Raw genomic sequence first — 24,275 nt, 5'->3', positions numbered from 1 at the left:
GCCGATCACCGGCCGGCGACCGTCGCAGGATGTGGTGTCTCGAGGTCATACATGTATACCGAGGGTCCCCAGGGGACTGAGCGTTCTACCCATACTGTTGGGGTCGGATTCCGGTCTCGATTCCCCGCTTAGACTGACTACCCATACTGTTGGGGACCGCGTCGGTCGAGCGCTCTCGCCAGCTCGATCCCGAAGACGAGATCTATTGAATTGAGCCGAGTTGTGGCCCACAACCGCTGATTCCAACCGCGTAGGAATACGGCCAGTTCATATCTGGTGGTGACTGGTACGTACAACTATGCTCCCAGTCCCGACGCCACGATCCCGCCGCTCGAGGTGGACGCAATGAGCCTGTTGCTCGTCGCCTCGGTCCTGCTCCGTCTCGTCGGGACTGGCTACTCGATTCTGCTGCTCCGCCGGAGCGGCGACCGACGATTTGCCTTCCTGACCGTGATGCTCGGTCTCATGGCGTTGCGCCAGCTCTGGACGCTCCAGACCGTCGGTGGCGACGGTCTCTCCGAACTTCCAGGACTTATCGTGAGCGGCTTTGCCCTCGCGACGGTCTACTATCTCTCCCAGTACGTCGAGGAGGAGAACCGTATCACGACGGAGTTGGCAGCTGCGAACGAGCGGCTCCGTAGCTTCCGCAAAGCCGTCGAACACGCCGGGCACGCCATTTTTCTCACCGATCCCGACGGCCGGATCGAGTACGCCAATCCCGCGACAGAAACCGTGACGGGATACGACTCTGCGGACGTCGTCGGGGAGACGCCCGACCTGTGGAGTTCCGGCCAGCACGACGACGCGTTCTACGACGATCTCTGGGGAACGATCACCGACGGCAACGTCTGGGACGGCGAGCTCGTTAACCGGCGCAAGAACGGCGAACTCTGCTGGGCCGACGTCACGATCGCCCCGATCACCGACGAGACGGGAACCGTCGAGCAGTTCGTCGCGGTCGAAACCGACATCACCGACCGCAAGGAGCGCGAACTCCGGATCCGCGATCAGCACGACCGCCTCGAGCTGTTGAACACGACCAACGAGGTCATTCGGGACGTTAACCGAGAACTGCTCCGGGCGGAGTCGAAAGCCGAGGTCGAAACCGTCGCCTGCGAGCAGTTCGCGAACGCCGCCCCCTACGAGTCGGCGTGGTTCGCGGCCCGGAACGCCGCGACCGACACCGTCCGTGCGAACACGAGCGTCGGCATCGACGAGGACGCCCTCACGAACGTCGTTACCGCAGTCAACGATGGCAACCGCGAGACGGTTGTCGAGCGAGCGCTCGAGACCGACACGACGCACGTCGCTCGTGCCTGCCGGGCGGATCGCACGGACTGTGCGTGCCACGCCGCCACCGACGCGGTCGCGACGGTCGCGATTCCGCTCTCCTATCGGGACGCCCAGTACGGGGCGCTCGTGCTTCATACCGACGACGACAACGCCACGGACGCACTCGACCCCGACGTCCTCGACGAACTCGGCGAGACGATCGCGTACGTGATCACCGCCGCCGAGAGCCAGCGGTCGCTGATCACCGACCGCGTCACCGAACTCACCTTCGATCTGACGCCCAGCGACGATCCGCTGCTGTCGCTCGCCGAGACGCTCGAGTGTGAACTCGACCTCGAGCGCGTGACAGAGGGTTCCGACGGTGGCTTCCTCGAGTTCGTCACGGTCCGCGGTGTCAGCGGCGACGACGTCCTCGACTACGTCGCGGGTGCAGACGGCATCGCGGACGCACAGGTGTTACGTGACGGCGACGAGTCGCTGGTGCGTCTCGCCGTGACGGACGCCACCGTGGTTGCCACGCTTGCACGATACGGTGCCAGCGTCCGGTCACTGACCGCCGACGGAACCGAGAGCACGCTGGTCGCCGAACTCGCCGAGACGGCCGACGTCCGCAGCGTCGTCGAGGCCGTCTCCGAGTCCCATCCCGGGGCGGACCTCGTGGGGCAGTGCGAACGTGACCGGGAACTCGAAACTCGCGGTCAGTTCCGCTCCACAGTCGAAGATAGCGTCACCGATCGCCAACTCGAGGCGTTGCAACTGGCTCACTTCGGCGGGTTCTTCGAGTGGCCTCGCGAGTCCAGTGGCGAGGAACTCGCAGAGCGGATGGGTGTCTGCCAGTCGACGTACCTTCAGCACCTCCGAGCCGGCCAGCAAAAAGTCTTTGAGCGCTTCTTCGCCGACGACCGGGCGACGGACACCGGACGTCCATCGGCGGCGCTCGTGACAGGAGCAAACTGAGCCGCGTCTACAGATAGAGCAGGCCGAGTGCCTCGGGGTCGTACGGAAGACATGATCTTCCGTGACTGAGCGGAGCGAAGCTAAGCGGGAACGAAGTTCCCGCGAGGTCAGCGGGACGTACGCCCCGCCAGACTCCGCGATTTCCGCGAGACCTCCGGTCTCGCTTGATGACGAGACGCTTCGCGTCTCGAACCACTTGACCCCGAGGGTGAAGGCCGTACGCTCATTTTCACTTTCACTCCGATAGGATGGTATTTAATACACTTGGCGATAAATAGGGTTGTAACGGCCAGAAAACAACCCCCAAAGCATGGAATTGAAGACCTCAATTCCTTTGCTGGTCGTTCGACAGTTTGGAAATGCGGCTCCTCTCAAAACCCTGCTGCTATGGTGGGTGAGACGGGAGTTGTCGGGCCGTGGTGGAGCGGCCGACCCTCACGGACACATCGGCGTGTTCGGGTGTTAATTCCAGCCGACCTGTCAGGGAAGGTCGAGGGGAATTAAATTCGCCTGCGGGCGCGGTGCGGCCCCAAGACGGGGAAGCCTCGGGGCTTGACCCCGAGGTACTTCACTCTCGTCGGTACTGATACGGACTGCTGTCGTCGATTCCTCTTGTCGCCGACCTCGGGACGAATTCGCTCGCGGCGAGACACACCGTTCCCTACCCGATCGTCAACACGCGATCGGACTCGGTTACGATCTCGAGCAGATCCGACATCGTCGACATCGGGCAGTATTCGCTCTCTTCGCTGTTGCGAATCTCGAGACACGTCCCACACGCCTGCAGGTCGCCGCCAGCGTCGACGAACGCTTCCATTCGGTCTCGAACGTCGAACTGGTCGTCGGTGATCTCCTCGGCCTCGACACCGTCGCCCAGCAGGAACACCGAGACGTCGTGTCCGTCTTCGACTGCCGTACTCCCCAGACGCAGCGCGTTCCAGGCGCGCTCTGGATCTGCCGTCTCGAGAACGATTCCGATACTGTCGACCGACGAGTCGGACTGTTGTGGACTCATGGATGTGTATTGTGGTTCCAATACTATAACCTATTACCCTCGTGCTCGAGAGACTGCGAGGGACCTGTCAGAGACGCACTCTGCACTCAGTTCATCCGCGTCTCGATAGTCCGAACTGCGTCGGCTCGTGGAGGACGACTGGACATCGACGGTTCCGTGGCGCCACTCACGCTCGAGGGTCTTCATTCGCGGAGAGGCAGGAGTTCACACGACGACGACTCCAGTTACGATCCGTAGCTACCAACAAGTACCAGCACGGGAGGAACGAGCCAGCTGTCGAGTCGGTCAGAGATGCCGTCGACGGCGACGCGATTATTCTGTGGGATTCCCTAGTGTGATCGAACAGACTGGCAGAACCGAGCACTCGAAACCGTTCCAGTATCACGCAGAGTGACAGATGTGTAGTGAATATAGCGGGTGGGAAAGCGGGCTGAAACTGGCCTGCAAAACTGGACAATTGGGCCTGTGCTATTCCAGAGGTGGAGTGTCACCATGTTTTTATCAGTGAGCACCCGATGGGTAGTATGGACTCTGGAACGCTAACGTATATCCTGTCTATCGCACTGATTCTCTTCTTGATTGGGACAGCGATAACCTTGGCGGTCGCATACGGGGCGATAGATATTGTCGCCGACTACTACGATTGGACGGTGCCTGACTTCTAAGTCTACACCGAGGACCGTCGAATTTGGGTTGCCCCTGAAGTTACACACCGACAGGGTCTCTTTCAAAATAGAGACACGAATTCTGACTAATCGTATTCATAACTGGAATCTACGGAAAATCCCGCCGCGATATCAAGATGCAATCGCGTTTCGCACAGTGTGGCCGAATCCTCGAGCAGCCGACGAACGCGTGGAGAGAATCGCCCAGCTTACTCGAGTTTGCCATCGAGAACTTTCGCTGCGGTGAGGATCGGATCCCAGACGGGACTGAACGGTGGTGCGTATGCCAGATCCGCGTTCTGTAGTTCGGAGACGGTCAGCCCGCCGTGTAGCGCCATCGCGATCGTATCGATTCGCTTGGCACCCTCGCGACCGACGACGGTGCCGCCGAGTACCCGTTCGCCCTCGCGATCGGCGACCAGCGTCACCGTGAGCTCCGATCCGTCGGGATAGTAGTGAGCACGTGACGCGGCCGAGATCGAGACCGAAACGGGATCGAAGCCCGCCTCTCGTGCCCGTTCCTCGTCGACGATGCCCGTTCGAGCGGCCCCGAGATCGAACGCCTTCACGATCGCGGTCCCCGCGATGTCGCCGACGGGTGTCGGATCACCGGTGACCGTCTGTCCGATCGCTCGCCCCGCACGGTTCGCCGTCAACGCCAGCGGAACGCGGTCCGGATCGCCGGTCACGACGTGGCGCGCTTCCGCACAGTCTCCGGCCGCGTAAACGTTCTCGACGTTCGTCCGGCCGTACTCGTCCGTCGCGATCGCACCCGTTGGACCGAGCTCGAGACCGGCCTCGGCAGCGAGTTCGACGTTCGGGCTCACACCGACGCCGACGATCGCGATGTCGGCAGCGACGGATTCGTTCTCGAGTGTGACGCCGTTGACGCGGTCGTCGCCGCGGAATCCGGACACGGCAGTCTCGAGGTGGAGTTCGACCCCGTGCTCGCGAAGGTGGTCCTCGACGACCGACGCGACGGGTTCGCCGAACGGCTGCAGGACGTGGGGAAGCATCTCGTAGAGGTGGACGTCGGCGCCGCGGGCCGACAGCGCCTCGGCCATCTCGATTCCGACGTATCCGCCGCCGACGATCGCGGCGGTCTCGGGCTCGTGTTGCGTGACGTAGTCTTCGATGGCGTCAGCTTCGTCCATATCGTGGATAGTGAAGACGCCGTCGAGTTCTAGTCCGTCGAACGGTGGTTCGATCGCGCTCGCGCCGGTTGCGATCAGGAGGTCGTCGTACGGTTGTTCATAGGTGTCGCCGTCGGCGTCGACCGTTACCTCCGCAGCGTCCGGATCGATGGCGACGACTTCTGCATTCGTTCGCAGGTCGATATCTCGCTCGCTCCGGAACTCGTCGGGCGATATGGTGACGAGGTCGTCTAACTCGTCGACCGCTCCCTTCACGTAGTACGGCATCCCGCAGGCTGCGTACGATACCCACTCCCCTTTCTCGAAGACGACGACGTCTAACTCCGGATTCTCTCGTTTTGCCTTGCTCGCAGCACTCATTCCCGCTGCGTCACCACCGATACCGACGAACGTATTGGCCATACACGGACAATCGGTCGGGTACGGCTAAAGTATTTTCCGTAGCTCCCAATACTATACAATACATAATACAACCTGACTGTCAGTCATCCCAGCCATCGTTCCCTGGGCATCGTTCGACACAGGAGGACCACTGATCCGAAACTCCCGTCCGAACCGCCAGATCTCACCGAACCGGCCGAGTCTGTACAGTCGGTAAAAACCACCCACCGCGACAGTGGTCATTCGGACCGACTATCGGTCGTGTCCACGTGTTCGCTATCGGTCGTCTCGTTCCCACCGTGAGACGACGGCGCCACGGCTTCGTCAGTGCGAACGACGACGTAGCCGCCGACGAGAAAGACGACGCCGGACAGCAAGAACCCGACGTCCCAGACGAGTGCCCCACCGGGCCCGTCGGGCCAGACGCGATGCAACTCGAGGAGGTGGTGGTTCACGACCCCCTCGACGAGGTTGAAGCTGCCCCACCCCACGAACACCGATCCGACGAGCGTCCTGTACGACGGGGGAACGTCCGATCGACGCCACGCACGCACGAGCAATACGATTCCGGCGATCGTGAACAGAAGGGTGCCGACGTGGAAGAGCCCATCAGCGAGCACGTTCAGTTGCAACTGGCCGAGGTCGGTCGTGTCCGTTCGGGCCGACAGCATGTGGTGCGTCTGGAGGAGTTGGTGGAGAACGATCCCGTCGAAGAACCCACCAAGACCGATTCCGAGGACGACGCCCGCTTGAACGAGCGGCTTCGCCGTTTTTCGAAGTCCGAACCAACGTTCAGATTGAGCGGACATGATCGTGGTCCCATAGTGACAAAAATACGTGCGCTGCTATCGAGTGCAAGGTGGCGAGGAGTCTGGTGCTGACCGACGTAAGAAAACCGAACGAACGGAACACCGACCGTTGCTGCATCCGTTCGACGCTTCGGCCGTGGACGCCCTCGAGTTACGCTTCTCGGATCTGCTCGAGCGCATCCCCGAACCGCTCCGGTGGTTGGGCTCCGACCAGCGTTCCGGCTGCTTCGGCGTCCGGGTCGAAGACAACGAACGTCGGCGTCCCGCGGATGTCGAACGACCGCGCCTGCGCTGCATCGGCTTCAACGTCGGCTTCGAATGCCGTGCGGTCGTCCTCGAGACAGGCTGCGAGGTCGTCGGCGTCGACGTTTGGGACCGAGTCGGTAATCTCGAGCAGATTGTCCGCCCCAGCCCACCCCGAGTTGCGCTCTCCCTGTTCGTCGAAGACCGCAGCGTGCCAGTCCCAGTAGGCAGCTGGATCCGACTCGCGGACCTGCTCCCAGACGCATCTGGAGGCGACAGCGCTGGTCATCGAATCCGGGCCGAAGAAAGGGAGCGTGATGAAGACGAGCCGTACCTCCCCGGACTCGATGTAGTCTGCGACGAGTTCGGGAAGCACTTCCCGTTCGAACTGTTCGCAGATCGGACACTGGAAGTCGGTCCAGTAGTAAATATCGAGCGGTGCGTCCGGATCGCCTACGATCGGTTTTCCCGCCAGGTCGACGCCGAGGGCCGACCTTTCTTCGCTCGCGTGCATCGTCGGCGAAAGGGAGCCGCCGTCAGTATCGGCCGAGCGAGAGAGATAGTACGCACCACCGCCACCGAGCGCGAGGGTCGAACCGGCGAGTACGGCACGACGGGTCGTCTGATCGAGCGACATTCGTGTTCGATTCCTGGTTCACATCCTTTCCACGTAACCGACGCGTCGATTTGCTGGGTCAGCAAAACGGAGTTGCACCTTTGTGGGAATCGTGCGACGAGACACCTACTCGTGGTACCGAGTACACGCGTCCCGTTCCAGGTGTCGACTGGCTGGTCGAGTCGGACCATTCCATCGTATTCGACCCCGCAGTTCAGGCTCGAGGTGGTCGGAAGAGATCGATTCTCGAACTGGATGGAGGGGCTATGAACTGGACCGACCCGGTCGCTAGATTCGGCCAGAACCTTTCGGATGCGATACGGTATCCGTTCGAATCCTGGCGCGGGACGGCCGGTTTCGTCCTCGTCACGGTCGGTACCTACAGCTTGTTGATCCTAAGTACGATGCCGGAGTTCGCGCTACAGTTATTGGGCGATGGACTCCACTGGTTCGATTACGTCCTCGTCTCCCTGACGGAGTCCGTCTACCTGACCGACGGCATCACGGGGCTCGCGATCATTGTCTCCTACGCGTTCCTAACCGGTATCGCCGTCGTCAACGCCGTCGCACAACTCCGGCTCGTCGGGCTCTCGGGCGCGACGAGCGTGTCCGGCGTCCTTCCGGGTCTCGTCGCATCCGGCTGTGCGAGCTGTGGCGCGGGACTGCTCGCCTTTCTCGGGTTCGCCGGTGGGCTCACGCTGTTGCCATTCGACGGTACGCTCCTCCAGATCGGCGGTCTCGCGCTCCTGGGGTTCTTTCTCGGACGTGCGGGCCATCCCGAACAGTGTGTTCTCTCGCCGGAGGGAGCACGATGACGGGTGGGAGACGCAACCGATTACTCGGCACAAACCGGCGGGCAGTCGCCTGGGGAGCCGCTACGTCGACGGGTGTGTTCGCCCTGTTCGGGCTCGTCACCGAACTTATCCCGAACCCGCTCTTCGTTCGGATGGTCCCGCGGACGGGCTTCGATTACCTGTTTCTCACGCTGACTGCGATTCTGGCGGGCATTTACGTCGCTCAACGACTCGCAACGGACGTTCACAGCGCCAGCGAAGGTGAACCTGACGAACGGGGTGGAAACGGTGAACCGGACCAGTACGATTCCACTCAGGCTCACGATTACGACCACAATCATCGCCACGGTGAGAACGATGACGAAGCCCATTCGGACCGACTGGCGTTTGGCGGCCTGATCGGCGGTTTCCTGGCAGTCAGCTGTCCGGTTTGTAACGCTATTTTGTTGGCGTTGTTCGGTTCGTCCGCGCTTATGACGTACGTCGATCCGCTGCGGCCCCTGCTCGGCGTGGTCTCGGTCACACTGCTAGTGGGGTTGATTTACGTTCGTCACCGACGGTCGTGTCCGACGTGTGCGTCACGGGCGTGACCGACGATCACCACGTAACGTGATCACTCTGTGTCCTTCCATTCGCCAGCCTCCACGTCACGAAACTCCCCTTCGGCCTCGCGTTCGTGGGGCCAGAGCATCACTGCGAACAACGCCGCGTAGAACGCGCCGACGATCACGAGAACGACAGCTCCGGGGACCGTTCCGACTGCTGCAGCGTCGGGGAGAGCGGCGTCCGGGACGAACGCCGTCACGCGAAAGAGCCACGCCAGACCGAGAACGAGCAACAGCGCGAAGTAGATGCGTCGAAGCCTGTTCGACACGGCCTCGAACATCGTAATCTTGTACGTCGGGTGTCTGTAGTCCTCACCCAGTTCGGTTCGCCACTCACTGCGTTCGGCATCCAAGGACGGGTCGAGTGCGCTCGCGAACAGATCCTGCTGGAACAGTCGGACGCGTGCGCGGTAGACGTCGTAGTCGCGATACCGGCGAGCCTCGATCCAGCAGAACAGACCGACAGCCAGTACGCCAACGAGGATAATGTAATGTGGGTTGTCGGGACTCGAGAACGTCCACGTGAGGATCGCAGCCATAATCGTGACGCTCCAGGTCGTCGTCTGATCCAGTCGGGATCGCCAGGTCGTTTCACGATCCAACTCGCCACGATAGACGTCGCCGAAGACCGTACTCAGCTCTGACGTGTCCTGTCCCATCTCACGTCCGGGATCGGCTGTTGCACCCTCGGGATCGGTGCCGTCGGTCATTGTCTCCGGCCGTTCTTCGGTGAGCAACGCAAAATAACGGTGGCGACACATTATATTGCTTTTATTGCACAATACTCAAATACCTGCGGTGCGTAGAGATATTGATGACTGACACGGTACACGAAACGACGGACGGTGGAGGGAACGCGCCGGAGACACCGATCAAGTTAGAGGCAACAAGTGAGTACGACGACTTGCTCGAGAGCCACAATCTCGTGCTCCTCGAGTTCGTCACGTCCGGCTGTGGCATCTGCGCCTCCATGGAACCGGTGCTCGGCGTCGTTGCGCGCAGTGCGCCCGGTGCGGTGGCGACGGTAAACGCCGGACTCGTTCCGGACCTCGCCGACAAGTTCACCGTGCGACGCGTCCCGACGCTCGTCGTCCTGCAAGACGGCGAAGAAGTCAACCGACTCGACCACGGTTTCCAGTCTGCCGACACGCTCGTCGACGTCCTCGAAACGCACGCTGGAACTGAGGAATAGGCCGGTACGACAGCCTCGGAGAGCAAAATTAGTTTGGGACAGTCCAGATCAGTCCGGGTTACCTCTCGGTCTTCTCGACGACGACGTCCTCGATCGCGAGGACGTCGAGTCCCATCCCGTAGAAGTCTTTGAGCGCCTGCGTCGGCGTTCGGACGATCGGTTCGGCGTGGTCGTTGAACGAGGTGTTGAGGATGACCGGCACACCGGTGATATCGCCGAATTCGGAGATGAGACGATGATAGCGCGGGTGCTGGTCTTCGCGGACGGTTTGGGGGCGCGTCGAGTCGTCGGCCGGGTGCAAGACGGCCTCCAGGTCGTCGGTCTGCTTGGGGTCGACATCGTACGCGTCGATCATGAACGGTGCCGGGCCGCCGTCGACCAGATAGTCGGAGGCCGCGCCCTCGAGCATCGACGGCGCGAACGGTCGCCACTCCTCGCGGTGTTTGACGAATCGGTTGACTTGATCCCGTGACTCGGCCGTGCGCGGATCGGCGAGGATACTCCGGGCGCCGAGCGCTCGCGGCCCCATTTCCATGCGACCCTGGAACCAGCCGACGAGCTGGCCATCCGCGATCCGTTCAGCGACGTACCGTTCGAGATCGTCCGGTTCCGTGTACGCGATCTTGTTCGTCTCGAGGAGCTCCCTGATCTCGCTGGTCTCGTACTCGGGGCCGAGATAGACGGTCGTTTGTCGGTCGACTGCGGCCGGCCGTTGCTGGGACCAGCCCGCTCCGAGTGCGAGCCCCGCGTCGTGGGCGACCGGCTGGACGAAGACGTCATCGACCAGCGGCGACTCGCGAACGTGCTTGTTCAGTTTGCAGTTGAGCGCGACGCCGCCGGCGAGGGCCACGTTCGATGTCCCCAGTTGCTCGACCACAGACTCTGCGATGTCGACGACAGTCTCCTCGAGCAATTTCTGTGCCGTGTGCGCGAGGTCCTTCTCCCACTGGTCGAACTCGCCCGGCGTCTCGTTGCGCGGCCGATCGAAGGTCTCCTCGAGGAGGGCGACGCCGTGGCCGGTGCCCCACCTCTTCGTCAGTTCGGTGACGTCGTAGTCGGCCCCGGTGTCGATCAGTTCCCACAGCGCGCGTTCGATTGCCGGGTTATCGTCGCCGTAGGGTGCGAGCCCCATCACCTTCCCCTCGCCGTTGAACATCCGATAGCCGAGGTACTCCGTGACGATCGCGAAAAAGAGCCCGAGGCTGTTAGGATGCTCGTAGGTGTGGACACGGGTGAGTCCGTCCTCGTCGCCACGCCAGACGACCGTCGAGTCGTACTCGCCTTTCGCGTCGACGGTGAGGACGACCGCCTCGTCGAAGCCGGACGGGTGGAACGCGCTCGCCGCGTGACAGCGGTGGTGAGAGATCGTCTCGATCGGTGGGAGTGGCGACCCGATCGATTCGAGGCGGTTTTCGATCTGTCGCGTTGGTACGAACCGAGCTCGAGCCTGACTGACGATCGTATTCTCCAGCGCAGAGAGCTTTCGGCCCAGTCCGGGGGCACGAAGCGCATCCGTAACGTAGTGGCCGGTGAGTTCGCTACGGAGGCTCGGGTCGTAGGGCAGCAAGATACGTTCGAGGTCCGAGAGCTCGAGGTTACGGTAGTCGAGACAGGCCTGGATCGCTCGCTCGGGGAAGGTCTCAGTCGCGTGTTTGGTTCGTGTATACCGTTCCTCTTCGACCCCGAAGACGGGTGTTCGGTCCTCGAAGAGCACGGCGCTCGGATCGTGTTGTCCGTAGAGTCCGATCGAGGGCTTGAACGCGAGTCGATAGGTAGTCATGGTTCCTGAAAGATCCGCGATTCGGAGCAACTGCAACGACAGGTAAATCACCAGTGGGGTTTTGCTGGACCAGCAAAACGCTGGCTATATACCTGAGGACGGAGACGGCGCCGACGCGCGGTTTGTGACGGGAGAGCACCCACCAACTGCAGTCGGTGTACGTGACCGACGAGAACGGTCCGCGGTATCGATCGCTAGTGCTTGCAGTCCGAACAGCTGGTTCGCCAGCGGACGACGAATCCGATGACTCCCAGCGTCAGCACCGTCACGATGATCTGTCCGAGACCGGCGCCTAGTCCAGCCGCAGCGCCACCGCCTGCCAGTCCAACAGCGCCAGGAGCAAGCGCCAGACAGCAGAGGCTCGCCGCGCCTGCAAGGCCGAATAGCGACCGTCGTGACGCAGTCTTTGCATCCATGTGGACACTCTATGTGGATGATACGGATAGACATTGTGGAGCCGAATCGAACGAATGTCGTGGCAATGTCCAGTGACAGATCATATGGGAGTTGGCCTCCGCAATTATCCCCAGAACGAGGCGTTACCGAGACAGTAAAACAACGCCACCCAACCGACGAAAAGACCCGCAATGACGACGATGAAGTCGGCCAGACACGTACCGACGATAACACAGTATCCGATCCCGAACGTCAGGAGTACTAACGAGAGACCGAACAAGAGGTGACATCGCCGTTCGACCGTCGGATCCATGACTCGATGTATTCCGACTGATCCCAAATAACCATGTCAGCAGTTCGTTGAGTATCACAGGACTCGATATGAGGGCTGACGAAACGCCGAGAAGCAACGCGGACGCACGTATAAGACGGTCTCGGTGATTTGCTGAACCAGCAAACCGTGGTCTATATGACGCTGAACGATGGAACAACTGTCGTGCCACACGGAGGGACCGCAGCGTCGACGGACATCTTTCAGATTCTCGCGGACGACTACGCACGGAAAATTCTCCTCGCCGCGGATAACGGGCCGAAGACCGCAAAAACCCTCAGTGAGGAGTGTGATGCCTCACTGACGACGATTTATCGCCGCGTCTCGACGCTGCAAGAACACGGTCTCATCGAGGAACGCCACACTGTCGACTCGGACGGTTCTCACCGAAGCGAGTTCGAGACGGCACTCGAGGAACTCCACGTCGACATCTCCGATGGACAACTCTCCTTGACGGTCGAAACTCGCGACGAACTCGCGGACAACTTCACGTCGCTGTGGAGCGATCTTCGGGGTGATGACTAGTGGAAGTGTCGTTTCTGATGGCCAAGCTAATCACGCTCGTCTTGAGTCTCGTAGTCGCGTATCTGGCCTATCACGGCTACCGTCGAAGCGGGCAGACGCCGATGCTGTACGTCTCCGGCGGATTCGTTTTCATCGGCGTCGGTGCGATCTGTGAGGGACTCATCTACCAGGTGTTTGGGACGACGATCGCGTCCGCAGCACTCGTCCAGGGGATCATCGTCTCGAGCGGCATGGTGCTTGTAATTCTGTCACTCAAGAGACAGTGACACGAGTTTCGCCGGAGATATTTTCACTCTGGCACGCTGCAATTTTTCCAAGACAGGGAATCGTCGGGTAACGTTTATCAACCGAATCGAAATACCGATCTATGAATCGGCGTACATACTTCCGATCAGTTGTCGCCTCGAGTTTCATCGCCACTGCAGGCTGTCTCGATGCGCTGTCACCTGATGACGAGGAGCCAACTCGTTCACGCGCGGATGGCGTCACGCTCGGGCCACCGGAACAGGATTTGAGCGAGGCGTCGCATCCGAGCTACGGTGAGGAGTTTCCAACGGTCGAGTTCCCTGACCCGTTGACGGGCGAGACCGTCTCGACTGAGCAGTTCGTCGGCGAGCGGACGACGCTGATGACGTTCTTTTATACGTCGTGTCCGGACGGCGCGTGTCCCGCGCTTCTCCTGCGGTTGCGACGAGCGCAGGAGGTCGCGGCTGAAGAAGGCTACGGGGACGACGCTGCCTTTCTCGGGATGACCTTCGACCCCGAACGCGACACCGAAGACGAGTTACGAGCGTATGCCGACCAGCAGGGCGTCAATCTCGACGCTGGAAACTGGCACTTCCTTCGCCCAAAGGAGTACGAGGACGCAAAAGCGAGCCTCACAGAACAGTTCGGGCTGCCACTCGAGAAGCGAGACGCTGACGAGTACGACAATCTCGAGTATATGTTCCCCCACTACAACTATATCTTCCTCGTCAACGAGCAGGGACGCATCGAGCGAGTATACCCGGACGGGGCAACTGTCGACCCGTCACAGGTAGTCGACGACTTCGAAACGGTGGTGACGGCGTAGATGCGACGGCGAGACGTCCTCGCTGGTCTCGCCAGTGTCGGGGTCGTCGGTGGTGGTGGCGTACTGGCGTTCCGTGGCGTCCCTTCGTTCGAAACCGGGAGCGACGACCCGGAAGCGACGGATGGAGCGGGGGCGACGGCTCCCGATCCGATCACGATAGAAACGGTCGAGGCGCCTGGCAGCGAGGCAGGCGAGGTTCGGATTCCGGCGCCCGAGCGGGTGACGTTCGTCGATTTCTTCGGGACGTGGTGTCCGCCGTGTATCGAGCAGATGCCCGCACTGGCCGAGGCGAACGATCGTATTGGATCGGACGTGCTGTTTCTCTCGGTTACGAACGAGGCGGTCGGCTCGTCCGTCACCGAAGACGAACTGGTCGACTGGTGGGACGAACACGACGGCGACTGGCTGCTCGGCCTCGACCCGACCGCCGAACTGACCGCGCGGTATCTCGCGGGCGACTACCCCTCCGCCGTCGCGATCGATACGGATGGACGCGTTCAGTGGTCCGATTCCGGTGTCAAAACCGCAGACGAACTCGTCGCAGGGATCGAACGAGCGCTCGAGGCGGAGGCTGGGACGTAACCGATGCTCGACGCCGCGTTCCTCTCGGCGATCGGATTCGGACTTACCGCTGGTCTTGCAACCTTCTTCAGTCCGTGTGCGTATCCATTACTGCCGGGGTACGTCGGGTTCTACGTCAGTCAGACGGACGGCGACGACGCCTCGCTCGGTGGTGCACTACTGCGCGGTGGGGTCGCCGGCATCGGTGTGCTGGGGACGCTTACTGTCCTTCTGGGAGTGACGTTCTGGCTCGGCCAGTCGACGGTCTCACGACTCACGTTCTTCGAGTCGCTCGTCGGCGGGCTGCTGGTGGGTTTCGGAGTGTTCGTCCTACTGGGCTGGGTCCCATCGCTGTCGATCCCCCTTCCAGCACGCCGCTCGAGCGTGCTCGGATTCGGAGTATTCGGGGCGGGCTACGCGCTCGCCGCGGCTGGATGTGTCGCTCCCGTGTTTCTCGCCGTGGTCGCCCGCGCGCTGTCGCTTCCGGCCGACGTAGCGGCAGTCGTGGTAGCGACGTACGTGGGCAGCGTCGTAGTGTTGATGCTCGGGATGACCGTCGCGACCGGGATGGGACTGGTGGCGAGTGCGGGACGCCTCGCAGCGTACACTGGCCATCTGAAGCGACTCGCCGGTGCCGTGATGATCGTCGCCGGAGCCGGCCAGCTCTACCTGGCGCTCGTCGTCTACTGACGACAACCGGTCAAACGGAACATATCGTATCACGGCCGCGAGCCGATCGGTGTCCCGACGCGGTCTATCGTTCTGCCCACTCCCGGTGGCGAAATATTGCGACGATTCCTGCGCTGTTCACTACCGCAGCGACGATGGCAAACGTCCCAATCCAGTAGAACGCTACCGAAAACGCGGTCATCGTCGATCCCTGCATTCTTTGGGTGTGTTAAACACTCTCGATTGCTCACGATGCGTGGAGACGAGAACGCGAACTGCGCTCAGTCGTGATGGTCGTGGTCGTGACCGTGATGATGGTCGTGTGCCTCGGGCCCACGACGGACGAACTGTCCCGCAAAGGCCCGATCGACAACCTCCGAGAGCGCGGGATGGACGTGAACCGACTCGCGGATGTCCCAGACGGTCCCCGTCCCGGCCTTCATCGCGACGACGACCTCCTCGAGGAGGTTCGACGCCTCGGGACCGAGGATGTGACAGCCGAGAATCTCCCCGTTCGGCTCGATGAGCACCTTCACGAATCCCTCGACCTTCATCGCGCTCCCGCGGGCGGTATCCTCGTACCGGTACGTCCGTGTAGCGTACTCGCGGCCGTCCGCTTGCAATTCTTGCTCCGTGACGCCGACGCCAGCCACCTCCGGCGAGCCGAAGACCGCGAAGGGCATCGCCGTGTAGTCGACCGGTTCGAGGTCGTCGCTGAACAGATTCCGGACGACGGTGCCGGCCTCGTGGTTCGCGTTGTGTTTCAGCAGGTATTCGCCGACGATATCGCCGAGCGCCCAGATTCCCTCGGCTGTCGTACGGAGATACTTGTCTGTTGCAACGAACCCTCGTTCGTCGGTCTCGACGCCGGTCGCCTCGAGGTTCAGCAGATCGGTGTTTGGTCGACGACCAGCCGCGATCAACAGCGTGTCGCCAGTGACGGTCACGTCCTCGTGCTCGGACGGGTCGGGCCAGGCGGGCGGATACGGCCGCGCTTCGACCGCGACCTCGCCGTTGGATTCGGACGCACTGACGGCTTCGTAGCCCGTGTAGACGTCGAACCGGTCGGCATAGCGCTCGGTGAACGCTGTGGCGACCTCCTCGTCGGCCTGCGGCAGGAGGTGCGGGCGACGACCCACGATCGAGACATCGCTCCCGAACGTGCCGAAAAAGTGCGCGAGTTCGGCCGCGATGTAGCCGCCGCCGACGACCACGAGGTGATCTGGCGGCGCCTCGAGTTGCAGCGCCTCCGTGCTGGTGAGGTAGTCGACCTCCTCGACGCCGTCGATCGGCGGGATCGCCGGGCGCGTTCCGGCCGCGATCAGGACGGTGTTCCCCGACGCGCGCTTGCCGGCATCGGGGCCGTCGACGATCTCGACTGTCCGATCGTCGACGAACCGGCCTTCGCCTTCGAGGAGCGTGTGCTGGCTCGACGTTCGGAGCCCGTGGTGGATCGACTCGGCGCTCTCGGAGACGTCTGCGTTCACCTCGCGGATGATGTCGGCGAAGTCGACGTCGGTCACGTCGGCGTGGATTCCGAACTCGTCGGCGCGCTCAACGGTTTCCATCACCTCGGCGTGGTAGAGCAACTTCTTCGAGGGAATACAGCCCCGGTTGAGGCAGGTGCCTCCGAGCGGTCCTTTCTCGACGACCGCGACCGACTGGCCCCGGCGGGCCGCGGCGCTAGCGACGTCGAGGCCCGATCCCGAGCCGATCACGAGGAGGTCGAACGCGTCGCCGTGCATCTTCATACGGCTACCTGCGCCATCCAACATCTTAAACCGGCCCGCGGGTTTCGATGCGAGAAACGCGCCGTTCGCAGGTGGCACGCGAAACGCGGTCACTCGCAAACGAAATTAACATTCACAGTCCTATGGTCAGTGGGTCGTGATCCGGCGAACGGCCCCGGACGCAGCGAGTGCTATTCGGTTTCAATCTCGATATCCCCGACCTGCGTACCTTCGTGGTACGTACAGATGTAGACGTCCATCTCTTCGGTGGCGACGACCCCTTCCAGAATCGTCTCCTCACCCTCTTCGCCGACGTCTTCGCTCTGATAGTCCTCGATTATCTCGTCGTCCTCGTCGCGGATTTCGAGGTTGTGCGTGACGCCGTCGCCGTTGACCCATCTGAAATCATACTCCTGTCCCTCGATGAGCGTGATCGTCGGATTCGATTCACCTTCGATGAACTCCGGCTCGATTCCCGTCCACTCTTCGATGACGCCCTCGAAGTAGAACTCCTCGACGTCTTCCCAGTCCTCTTCGACATCGTCGTTTACGTCGTCGTCGTTTACGTCGTCATCGTCGTTGTCGTCGGGGCAACCAGCGAGGAGCGCGATACCTGAGCCACCAGTGATCTGTAACAGTCTTCGTCTGGAAGGATGTGTTGACATATCCACACGAAGAGAGCGCATTGAATGAACTATTAAATCTCTCCCACAGTCCAGAGGACTATCACGAGCCTGAACTAAAAAGGCAGAAACATTCGTCCTTAGCTAAGCCTGAGATATCGGTTGTATTGCGGTAGCGAGTGTCTCCTGTAGCGCTAGTCGTTTCTGGTGAACAATGGGAGACATCCGACAATATGAGGAAGTCTGAAATAAAATGAAGTAGCGTGCTGTATCCAACTTCTCAGGAAGAAGCGTAAAAGACCAGATCTTTACAGTTGACATAACTAGTTGACACAATAAAAATTCTAACTAATCTACGTACTCCGCGGCGAACCAGTGCGCGATCGCTCCTTCGGCACGGTGCAGGACATCGCTACAGGTCGATTTCGATATCCCGAGGGTCGATGCGACGTCCGTGAGCGTCGCTTCGCGCGGAACGTCGTAGTATCCGCTGTCGATAGCGGTCAAGAACACCTCGAGCTGACGGTCGGTCAATAGTTGTGTCCCCCGACTCGAGTTGGTGCTGTGGACGTACTCGATATCGTACCCAATCCCGCTCTCGTCGAGCGACTCGCCGAGAGCCGATAGCCTGTCCGCGCTCGTCGTCAGCTCCCAGCTCACCGTGCCGTCTTCGACTTCGAACGGCGTCTCCATCGGAACGCCTGCCTGCTGCATCGGGGTAATCAGCGAGGGATTCGATGTCTCGACCTGGAGCAGGGCCGTCTCGTCGTGTTTCCACAGTAACTCGAGTTCGCGAACGTCGTCTCGTCCGTCGATGTCCGCGAGTACCGGAATCGGATTCGACGCCGCCAACTCGAGTACGCCGACGACGGCATCCGAACCCGGTAGCACCGAACTGACACGAAACGTGACGTCGGGGTGTGTCGTCGAAACGCCATGAATCCAGAGGGACTCGGGAATACTGACGGTGAGTTTCGCGTGAGGCATTTGTTCGTCGTTTGACGGTCCGTCAACGTCAGCGCGACTTCGAACATGTTCGAAGGTGTCGGAGTCGTTCGCGAGAAGCGATACCCGACCGCCGTTCGATCGAACGCGTATGTCCGGACCGCCCGCGCAGTCTAGCGATACGCATCACGCCACCGCCGAACGTGACCGCATCCCTCAACCGACCGATGGGCCGTCACTCGCGCTGACATCGTTTCACGTTGCGGGCGTCGCCTTTTTGCTCATCGGGCTCGTGCTCGCGCTCTATCAGGGGCTTCAAGAGTTCGGCCTCGTTTCCGCGGTGTCGTGGATCACGTGGACGCATATCCACTTCGTCACAGTCGGCGCGTTCACCCAGCTACTCTACGGGACGCTGCCACAGTTGACGGCCCGAAAACTCGAGCGGCCGGTGCCGTCGTCGCGAACGACGGGTGCGGTCTTCTTCGGATTGAACGGGGCGCTACTGCTCGCATGGTATGGCCGCGCGTACGGCGAGCCACTGTGGTTCGACGTCGGCCTCGCTACGATCTGGCTGCTGACGGGCTGGCTGTTCGCCCTCGTGGTCGGGATGGTAGTCCGGAGCAGCGACGGGCGAGCGCGGGATCCGACGGTCGGGTTCTACGTCCTCTCGCCGTTCGTCTACCTAATCGGGCTCGGCTTCGCGTTCGGACTGTTCAGCCACAGTTTGGACGTCCCTGGCGGATGGTGGGGACTTCGCGAGGCACACGTCCACGCCAACGCATGGGGGTTCTTGGGACTCGCGGCGATCGGCACACTGTACGATCTCTTTCCCCGCCTCGTCGACACGGAACTGTACAGTGAGCGGCTGAAGCGCTACTCGTTCCCGCTGTTCGCACTTGGTATCTTCCCGCTCGTCGTCGGGCCAGTGCTCGATATGGGGAAGACGGTGACCGCGGTCGGTCTGGTGTTGTACGCCGCCGGCTATGTGCTGTACGTCTACACGCTCTTCCGTACGTACCGGTCCGGCACGCCGAACGGGACGGCCCTCTCGGTGCTCGTCGCGCAGGTGTGGATCCTCGGGCCGGCCGGCTTCGCCCCGTTCATTCTCTTCGGCGTTCCGCTCGGGATCCCCGAACAGTGGATTGAGGCGGGCGCGCTGCACTTCTTCTTCATGGGCTGGGCGCTCCCGATCGCACTCGCAGGCTCGTTGCTCGTCGCTCGTTCCCTCGAGTGGCCGGGTACCGACCATCCTCGTGGCCATGGGCTCGTCCCCGCGGAGGGAGTTCCCGCAGTGATCGGGCCGTGGACCGTTCTCGCCTGGAACCTCGCGGTGCTCGCCGTCGGGATCGGGTTCTTCTATCAGGACCAGTTATGGTCAGCACTGCTGCACGGCCCCGGATACGCCGTCTTGCTCGGTATTTGGGGGTATTACTTGGTCAGAATCGTCGGCCACCGGAGGTCGGTACGCACGGACGCGCCGGCATCCTGAGCGCGACTTGTGTAGTTCGTAAGACGACAGCTAACGGAGTGACACGTCGATTGACGACGTCACAACCGACGGTCAGCCGTCAAACCGGAGCAGTCGCAACCCGATCAGGCTGACGAGGACTGTCGATCCCTCGTGGCCGACCACGGCGACCGGGAGCGGGATCCCCGCGGTGAGAATCGCGATCACCATGATCGCGATGGCACCAAACGCGATGGCGAAGTTGATGTACAGCGTTCGGCGCGTCTCCTTGCTGAGCGCGAACGCGTAGGGGAGTCGATCGAGTTTGTCTGACATAAGGACGATATCGGCCGTCTCGAGCGCCACGTCGGTTCCAGCCCCGCCCATGCCGACGCTGATATCGGCCGTTGCAAGGGCGGGGGCGTCGTTGACGCCGTCGCCGACCATCGCGACGGCCTCATGGCGCTCCTGGAGCGCCTCGATGTGGTCGACCTTCTCCTCGGGGAGCAACTCCGCGTACACCTCGTCGATCCCGAGTTCCTCGGCGATGTACTGAGCGACCCGTTCGTTGTCGCCCGTGAGCATGACGATCTGTTCGACGCCGCGCTCGCGGAGTTTCGCGATCATCTCGGCTGCGTCGGGACGGATCGTGTCGGTGAAGGCCAGCCAGCCGAGAACCTGCAGGCCCTCGGCAGTCTCGCTGACAACGAGGACGCTCGTCTTTCCGTTAGCCTCGAGGTCGCGGACGGCGTCGAGCCCAACCTCGCGGCCGTCGATCGACCGATCACCCAGGACGGTCTCGACGTACCGTGGATTCCCGATGTGGATCGTCTCCCCCTCGACCGTCGCGTGGACGCCCTTGCCGACGACCGCCTCGAAGTCGCTGGCATCAGGGACCTCGAGGCCGCGCTCTGTGGCAGCCTCGACGGTCGCCTCGGCGAGGTGGTGTTCCGACCGGGTCTGGACGGCCGCCGCAATTGAGAGCAAACGATCGTCGGCCTGCGAGTTGTGCTCGATGGCGGTGTCTGCGAGCAGGTCGCCGCCGACCGCACCGCCGTCGGTGGACAGGGCGTCCTCGCGAGCGCGGACGTCGGTCAACCGCGTGTTGCCTTCGGTCAACGTCCCCGTCTTGTCGAAGGCGATGGCGTCGACGTTCCCGGCGGTCTCGATGTGTTCGCCGCCTTTGAACAGGACGCCCTGCCGGCCGCCGGCCGAAATCGCTGAGAGGACGGCCGCCGGCGTCGAGATGATGACCGCACAGGGTGAGGCAGCGACCATGAGCGTCATCGCGCGGTAGAACGTCGGTTCAAACGCGTGATTGAGAAGCCAGAGCGGCAGTATGATCGCGATCGCCGTCATCGCGAAGACCCCCAGCACGTAGGGCTGCTCGAAGCGGTCGATGAGTTGCTGGGTCGGCGCGCGCTTCTCCTGTGCCTCCTCGACCATGGTAATTAGTCGAGAGATCGCCGATTCTGTGGCCTCCCGCGTCACCCGCACCTCGAGACTGCCCGTCTCGTTGATCGTCCCGCTGAACACCTCATCGCCGGGTGCTTTTGCCACGGGAACGGACTCCCCGGTGAGCGACGACTGATCGACCGTACTCTCGCCGGCCTCGACGACGCCGTCGAGGGGCAGCCGTTCGCCGGGGCGAACGACGAACACGTCTCCGACCTCGACGTCCTCAAGTGGGGTCGTTACTTCCGTCCCATCACGGAGGATCTGCGCTGACTCCGGTCGCATCTCGACCAGTGACTTGATCGCGGTTCGTGACCGACCGATCGCGTACTCCTCGAGGACACCCGACAGCGAGAACAGGAACAGCAACATCGCCCCTTCGAAAGGAGCGCCTATGTAGAGGGCGCCGAGGGCGGCGATGATCATCAGGAGGTCGATCTCCACTTCGGGCACCTGGATCGCTGCAATGCTCTCCTTGAGCCCGTACCAGCCGCCGAACACGTACGCGGCCGCGTAACATCCCCAGACGACCGACAGCGGCGCGTCGAACCAGCTCCCGAGGAGCCCGCCGACCATCCCGACGAACGTGACGACCACGAACGCCGCCTGTCGTCGAATCTCCGGTCGCTCCCGCAGCGCCGAGACAGGACCAGCAGCGGCGGAAGCGAAACTCGAGAGCCACTCCATACGGAAACTTGTCGTATGGGATGGATAAGCGTTCGCGTAATCGGTACGGACCGGGAACCGCGTCTCGAGGTACGTCACTCCAACCACGATGATAATATATGCGGACACTACAGCCCTGCTCACTCGAGAAGTACGTCCCGGCGGTATCGGATCCGCTGACAGACCAGTATTGTTCTGTTAGCCCAATTTATGCTCCTCGAGTCCGTACTGTCGGGCGATGACCGATCCACTGGAGGACGAACGAGAACGGATCCGCGAGCAAAAACGACAGGAGTTGCAACAGCGTCTCGAAAACGGCGGCGAACTGGGCGATAACGCCATCGCTTCGGAGACCCCGTCCGACCCCATCGTGATCGAGGGAGAGAAACACCTGAACGAGGTCGTCGGCGAACACGACGTCGTCCTCGTCGATTGCTACGCTGACTGGTGTGGCCCCTGCCAGATGCTCGAGCCGACGATCGAAGCGCTGGCTGAGGAAACCGACGCGGCGGTCGCGAAGGTCGACGTTGACGCCCACCAGCGGCTGGCTCAGCAACTCGGCGCCCGTGGCGTTCCGACGCTCGTTCTCTACGCCGACGGGGAACCCGTCGAACGGATGGTCGGCGTCCAGGATCAGGGAACTCTCGAGGGGCTGATTGAACAGCACAGCTAGATTTTCGTTGCTGGAGTCGAATTAAAGACGAACCACAGCCATCGCGCCGTAACCGAGCCCGAACGCGAGGACGAACGATCCGATCCAGGCCAATACGGTAATCCCGAGTTTTCGAGGACTGAAACCGCCGGTTCCGCCGACGGCGATCCCGGCTCCGATGACGGCGCTGACGATGATTTCGTTGAACGAAATCGGGACGCCGAGCAGGACTGCCGTCTGGGCGATGAGAAACGACGGGACCAGCGTCGCGATCGATCGACGCGGTCCCAGCGACGCGTACTCCTGTGAGACTGCCTTGATCATCCGCGGTGCTCCCGTCCAGGAACCGACGAGTATCCCGAATCCGCCACCGAGCAACACCGCGAGCGGCGAGACGACCGAGATATCGTCGATCAACGGGAATAGCGGTCCGACGGCGAGACCGACCTGACTCGCGCCCGCGGAGAAGGCGACGAGCCCGCCGAGAACGAGGAGGAATCGACGCAGTCCGCCTGTCTCGTCCCGTCCGACGTCCCAGCGAACGAAAAGCGCCGCGATCGTCCCGGCACCGATCGAAACGACGGCAACGGCGACGTCACCGAGCGGAAGGATTGCAGCGCCGACAGCAGCGAGCGTCCCGCCGACGTCCTCGAGAAAAACGAACTCGAGGTTCGCGACGACGATCCCGACGACACCGGCCAGTAACGGGACGCTGATCCGTTCGGGAACGTCCGGTCTAGGAAGCACGCGGGCGATGGCGTATGCGAGTCCGCCCCCGACGAACGGCGTCAAGATCCACATCGACGCGATCTCGAGGTACTTCCCCCAGGCCGGATCACCGCCGAGAGCGAAGCCGACGCCGATGACTGCGCCCGTGACCGTAAACGCCGTCGCGATCGGGTAGCCCGTGGAGATTCCGATCGCCATCAATCCCGCCCCAATCAGGAGGACAACGATGACGCCCGTGACTGGCAACGAGATGCCGACGACGAGATCCTCGCCGACGGCTTCGGAGACGCTCGCTCCCTGGGTCACCGCGCCGGCGAACCCGAGGATGCCGACGAGAAACGCCGCCCGCATCGTCCCGATCGCGTTCGCGCCGACGGCCGGAGCGAACGGCGTCGCGCCGCTCGAGCCGGCACCGATGACCCAGGCCATGAACAGACTCGAGAGCGCGGCGAGGACAAACAGGAGTATCGTTGCGAGTTCCATCGGTGGTCGAAACGTGTAAAAGCGTTAGTCAGCCCTTGCGGCCGCCGTCTCCGACGCGGCGCGCTGACTGCGCCAGTAGCCCTGGACGTACGCACCGACGAACATGCCGGCGAGTGCCCAGAGGATCGTGACGTTGCCGACGCCGAGGCTGGCGTAGGCCGCGCCAGGACAGATCCCCGACAGGCCCCAGCCGACGCCGAAGATCGCGCCGCCGATCAGGACGTTGCGGTCGAACGATTTCAGCCGTCGGCCGTAGGTGTCGCCCGTCAGCGGGGCGCGATCACGGAGTCGCGGCACCAGCGCGAAGGCGATCCCGGTGACGACCGCCGCGCCGCCCATCACGAACAGCAACCCGAAGTCCTCGAACTGGAGGAAGTTCAGGACGACTTCGGGACGGGCCATGTGGCTGAAGCCGAGCCCGAAGCCGAAGATCAGGCCGCCGACGAAGATCAGCGGCATGAACAGAGGGTGTCGATTTCGACTCATA

At 62.1% G+C, this 24,275-nt stretch carries 25 protein-coding genes; 11 read left to right on the top strand and 14 right to left on the bottom strand.

What is annotated here, in order from left to right; genetic code table 11:
- The first annotated feature begins 279 nt into the window (after positions 1 to 279).
- A complete protein-coding gene (locus CV102_RS17395; RefSeq protein ID WP_233710725.1) occupies positions 280 to 2,250 on the top strand; it encodes a bacterio-opsin activator domain-containing protein in 1,971 nt (656 codons plus the stop codon).
- Between the two features lie 661 nt (positions 2,251 to 2,911).
- Here CV102_RS17395 and CV102_RS17390 read toward each other — a convergent pair.
- From CV102_RS17390 to CV102_RS17370, 4 genes are all read right to left on the bottom strand, one after another.
- Positions 2,912 to 3,265 carry a DsrE family protein gene (locus CV102_RS17390; RefSeq protein WP_187433018.1) on the bottom strand — a complete coding sequence of 118 codons (354 nt, stop codon included), beginning with the start codon at positions 3,263 to 3,265 and terminating at the stop codon, positions 2,912 to 2,914.
- 874 nt (positions 3,266 to 4,139) lie between these two features.
- Positions 4,140 to 5,486: an FAD-dependent oxidoreductase gene (locus tag CV102_RS17380; RefSeq protein WP_148859265.1), complete on the bottom strand. Its 1,347-nt coding sequence runs from the start codon at positions 5,484 to 5,486 to the stop codon at positions 4,140 to 4,142.
- Positions 5,487 to 5,704: 218 nt separating this feature from the next.
- Entirely contained in the window at positions 5,705 to 6,274 is a 570-nt protein-coding gene (locus CV102_RS17375) for a DUF2243 domain-containing protein (RefSeq protein WP_148859264.1), read from the bottom strand.
- Between the two features lie 151 nt (positions 6,275 to 6,425).
- Positions 6,426 to 7,154, bottom strand: coding sequence for a DsbA family protein (locus CV102_RS17370; protein WP_148859263.1), 729 nt, complete (start codon positions 7,152 to 7,154; stop codon positions 6,426 to 6,428).
- A 245-nt stretch (positions 7,155 to 7,399) separates the two neighbouring features.
- Here CV102_RS17370 and CV102_RS17365 point away from each other — a divergent pair, with 245 nt between their 5' ends.
- Positions 7,400 to 7,948 carry a hypothetical protein gene (locus CV102_RS17365; RefSeq protein ID WP_148859262.1) on the top strand — a complete coding sequence of 183 codons (549 nt, stop codon included), beginning with the start codon at positions 7,400 to 7,402 and terminating at the stop codon, positions 7,946 to 7,948.
- The gene (locus CV102_RS17360; RefSeq protein WP_148859261.1) at positions 7,945 to 8,517 is read left to right on the top strand and encodes a hypothetical protein; all 573 of its coding nucleotides are present in this window, start codon (positions 7,945 to 7,947) and stop codon (positions 8,515 to 8,517) included. Before CV102_RS17365 ends, CV102_RS17360 begins: the two co-directional genes overlap by 4 nt.
- 23 nt (positions 8,518 to 8,540) lie before the next feature.
- Here the strand turns inward: CV102_RS17360 and CV102_RS17355 are convergent, their stop codons facing one another.
- Positions 8,541 to 9,242, bottom strand: a complete 702-nt coding sequence (locus CV102_RS17355) for a DUF2270 domain-containing protein (RefSeq protein ID WP_148859260.1) — start codon at positions 9,240 to 9,242, stop codon at positions 8,541 to 8,543.
- A 104-nt stretch (positions 9,243 to 9,346) separates the two neighbouring features.
- Between CV102_RS17355 and CV102_RS17350 the strand changes: the two genes are divergently transcribed.
- Entirely contained in the window at positions 9,347 to 9,724 is a 378-nt protein-coding gene (locus tag CV102_RS17350; RefSeq protein ID WP_148859259.1) for a thioredoxin family protein, read from the top strand.
- Between the two features lie 58 nt (positions 9,725 to 9,782).
- Here CV102_RS17350 and CV102_RS17345 read toward each other — a convergent pair whose 3' ends face one another.
- From CV102_RS17345 to CV102_RS27255, 3 genes are all read right to left on the bottom strand, one after another.
- Complete coding sequence (locus tag CV102_RS17345; protein WP_148859258.1) at positions 9,783 to 11,504, bottom strand: carbamoyltransferase family protein; 1,722 nt, start codon at positions 11,502 to 11,504, stop codon at positions 9,783 to 9,785.
- Positions 11,505 to 11,698: 194 nt separating this feature from the next.
- On the bottom strand, positions 11,699 to 11,920 hold the full coding sequence (locus CV102_RS17340) for a hypothetical protein (RefSeq protein ID WP_148859257.1): 222 nt from the start codon (positions 11,918 to 11,920) through the stop codon (positions 11,699 to 11,701).
- Between the two features lie 104 nt (positions 11,921 to 12,024).
- Positions 12,025 to 12,213, bottom strand: coding sequence for a hypothetical protein (locus CV102_RS27255; RefSeq protein WP_148859256.1), 189 nt, complete (start codon positions 12,211 to 12,213; stop codon positions 12,025 to 12,027).
- 156 nt (positions 12,214 to 12,369) lie between these two features.
- Between CV102_RS27255 and CV102_RS17330 the strand changes: the two genes are divergently transcribed.
- The 5 genes from CV102_RS17330 to CV102_RS17310 all read left to right on the top strand — a co-directional run bounded on the left by CV102_RS17330 (position 12,370) and on the right by CV102_RS17310 (position 15,079).
- Positions 12,370 to 12,756 carry an ArsR/SmtB family transcription factor gene (locus tag CV102_RS17330; RefSeq protein WP_233710724.1) on the top strand — a complete coding sequence of 129 codons (387 nt, stop codon included), beginning with the start codon at positions 12,370 to 12,372 and terminating at the stop codon, positions 12,754 to 12,756.
- Entirely contained in the window at positions 12,756 to 13,022 is a 267-nt protein-coding gene (locus CV102_RS17325; protein ID WP_148859255.1) for a DUF7521 family protein, read from the top strand. The genes CV102_RS17330 and CV102_RS17325 overlap by 1 nt, the downstream gene beginning before the upstream one ends.
- 101 nt (positions 13,023 to 13,123) lie before the next feature.
- Entirely contained in the window at positions 13,124 to 13,828 is a 705-nt protein-coding gene (locus CV102_RS17320) for an SCO family protein (protein ID WP_148859254.1), read from the top strand.
- Positions 13,829 to 14,410, top strand: coding sequence for a TlpA family protein disulfide reductase (locus CV102_RS17315; RefSeq protein WP_148859253.1), 582 nt, complete (start codon positions 13,829 to 13,831; stop codon positions 14,408 to 14,410). It abuts the gene before it with no gap.
- Between the two features lie 3 nt (positions 14,411 to 14,413).
- Entirely contained in the window at positions 14,414 to 15,079 is a 666-nt protein-coding gene (locus CV102_RS17310) for a cytochrome c biogenesis protein CcdA (RefSeq protein ID WP_148859252.1), read from the top strand.
- Positions 15,080 to 15,339: 260 nt separating this feature from the next.
- Here CV102_RS17310 and CV102_RS17300 read toward each other — a convergent pair whose 3' ends face one another.
- The 3 genes from CV102_RS17300 to CV102_RS17290 form a co-directional block, all read right to left on the bottom strand.
- The gene (locus CV102_RS17300) at positions 15,340 to 16,809 is read right to left on the bottom strand and encodes a dihydrolipoyl dehydrogenase (RefSeq protein ID WP_148859251.1); all 1,470 of its coding nucleotides are present in this window, start codon (positions 16,807 to 16,809) and stop codon (positions 15,340 to 15,342) included.
- Between the two features lie 170 nt (positions 16,810 to 16,979).
- Positions 16,980 to 17,453 (bottom strand): PKD domain-containing protein, encoded by a 474-nt coding sequence (locus tag CV102_RS17295; RefSeq protein ID WP_148859250.1) that lies wholly within the window; start codon positions 17,451 to 17,453, stop codon positions 16,980 to 16,982.
- Between the two features lie 306 nt (positions 17,454 to 17,759).
- The gene (locus tag CV102_RS17290; protein WP_148859249.1) at positions 17,760 to 18,398 is read right to left on the bottom strand and encodes a helix-turn-helix domain-containing protein; all 639 of its coding nucleotides are present in this window, start codon (positions 18,396 to 18,398) and stop codon (positions 17,760 to 17,762) included.
- 109 nt (positions 18,399 to 18,507) lie between these two features.
- Between CV102_RS17290 and CV102_RS17285 the strand changes: the two genes are divergently transcribed.
- Positions 18,508 to 19,845 (top strand): hypothetical protein, encoded by a 1,338-nt coding sequence (locus tag CV102_RS17285; protein WP_148859248.1) that lies wholly within the window; start codon positions 18,508 to 18,510, stop codon positions 19,843 to 19,845.
- Between the two features lie 72 nt (positions 19,846 to 19,917).
- On the opposite strand, the gene CV102_RS17280 is transcribed toward CV102_RS17285, so the two are convergent.
- Positions 19,918 to 21,945, bottom strand: coding sequence for a heavy metal translocating P-type ATPase (locus CV102_RS17280; protein ID WP_148859247.1), 2,028 nt, complete (start codon positions 21,943 to 21,945; stop codon positions 19,918 to 19,920).
- 217 nt (positions 21,946 to 22,162) lie between these two features.
- On the opposite strand from CV102_RS17280, the gene CV102_RS17275 reads away from it, so the two are divergent.
- Positions 22,163 to 22,597, top strand: a complete 435-nt coding sequence (locus CV102_RS17275) for a thioredoxin family protein (RefSeq protein WP_148859246.1) — start codon at positions 22,163 to 22,165, stop codon at positions 22,595 to 22,597.
- A 21-nt stretch (positions 22,598 to 22,618) separates the two neighbouring features.
- Here CV102_RS17275 and CV102_RS17270 read toward each other — a convergent pair whose 3' ends face one another.
- Positions 22,619 to 23,788 (bottom strand): inorganic phosphate transporter, encoded by a 1,170-nt coding sequence (locus CV102_RS17270; RefSeq protein ID WP_148859245.1) that lies wholly within the window; start codon positions 23,786 to 23,788, stop codon positions 22,619 to 22,621.
- 24 nt (positions 23,789 to 23,812) lie between these two features.
- The gene (locus CV102_RS17265; RefSeq protein ID WP_187433017.1) at positions 23,813 to 24,274 is read right to left on the bottom strand and encodes a YeeE/YedE family protein; all 462 of its coding nucleotides are present in this window, start codon (positions 24,272 to 24,274) and stop codon (positions 23,813 to 23,815) included.
- Between the last annotated feature and the right edge of the window lies 1 nt (position 24,275).

Origin of the sequence: Natronococcus pandeyae (assembly GCF_008122205.1) — an archaeon.
Lineage (GTDB): Archaea > Halobacteriota > Halobacteria > Halobacteriales > Natrialbaceae > Natronococcus > Natronococcus pandeyae.
Note: the sequence above shows the minus strand (reverse complement) of the source record. Positions and strands in the feature narration are given on the sequence as shown.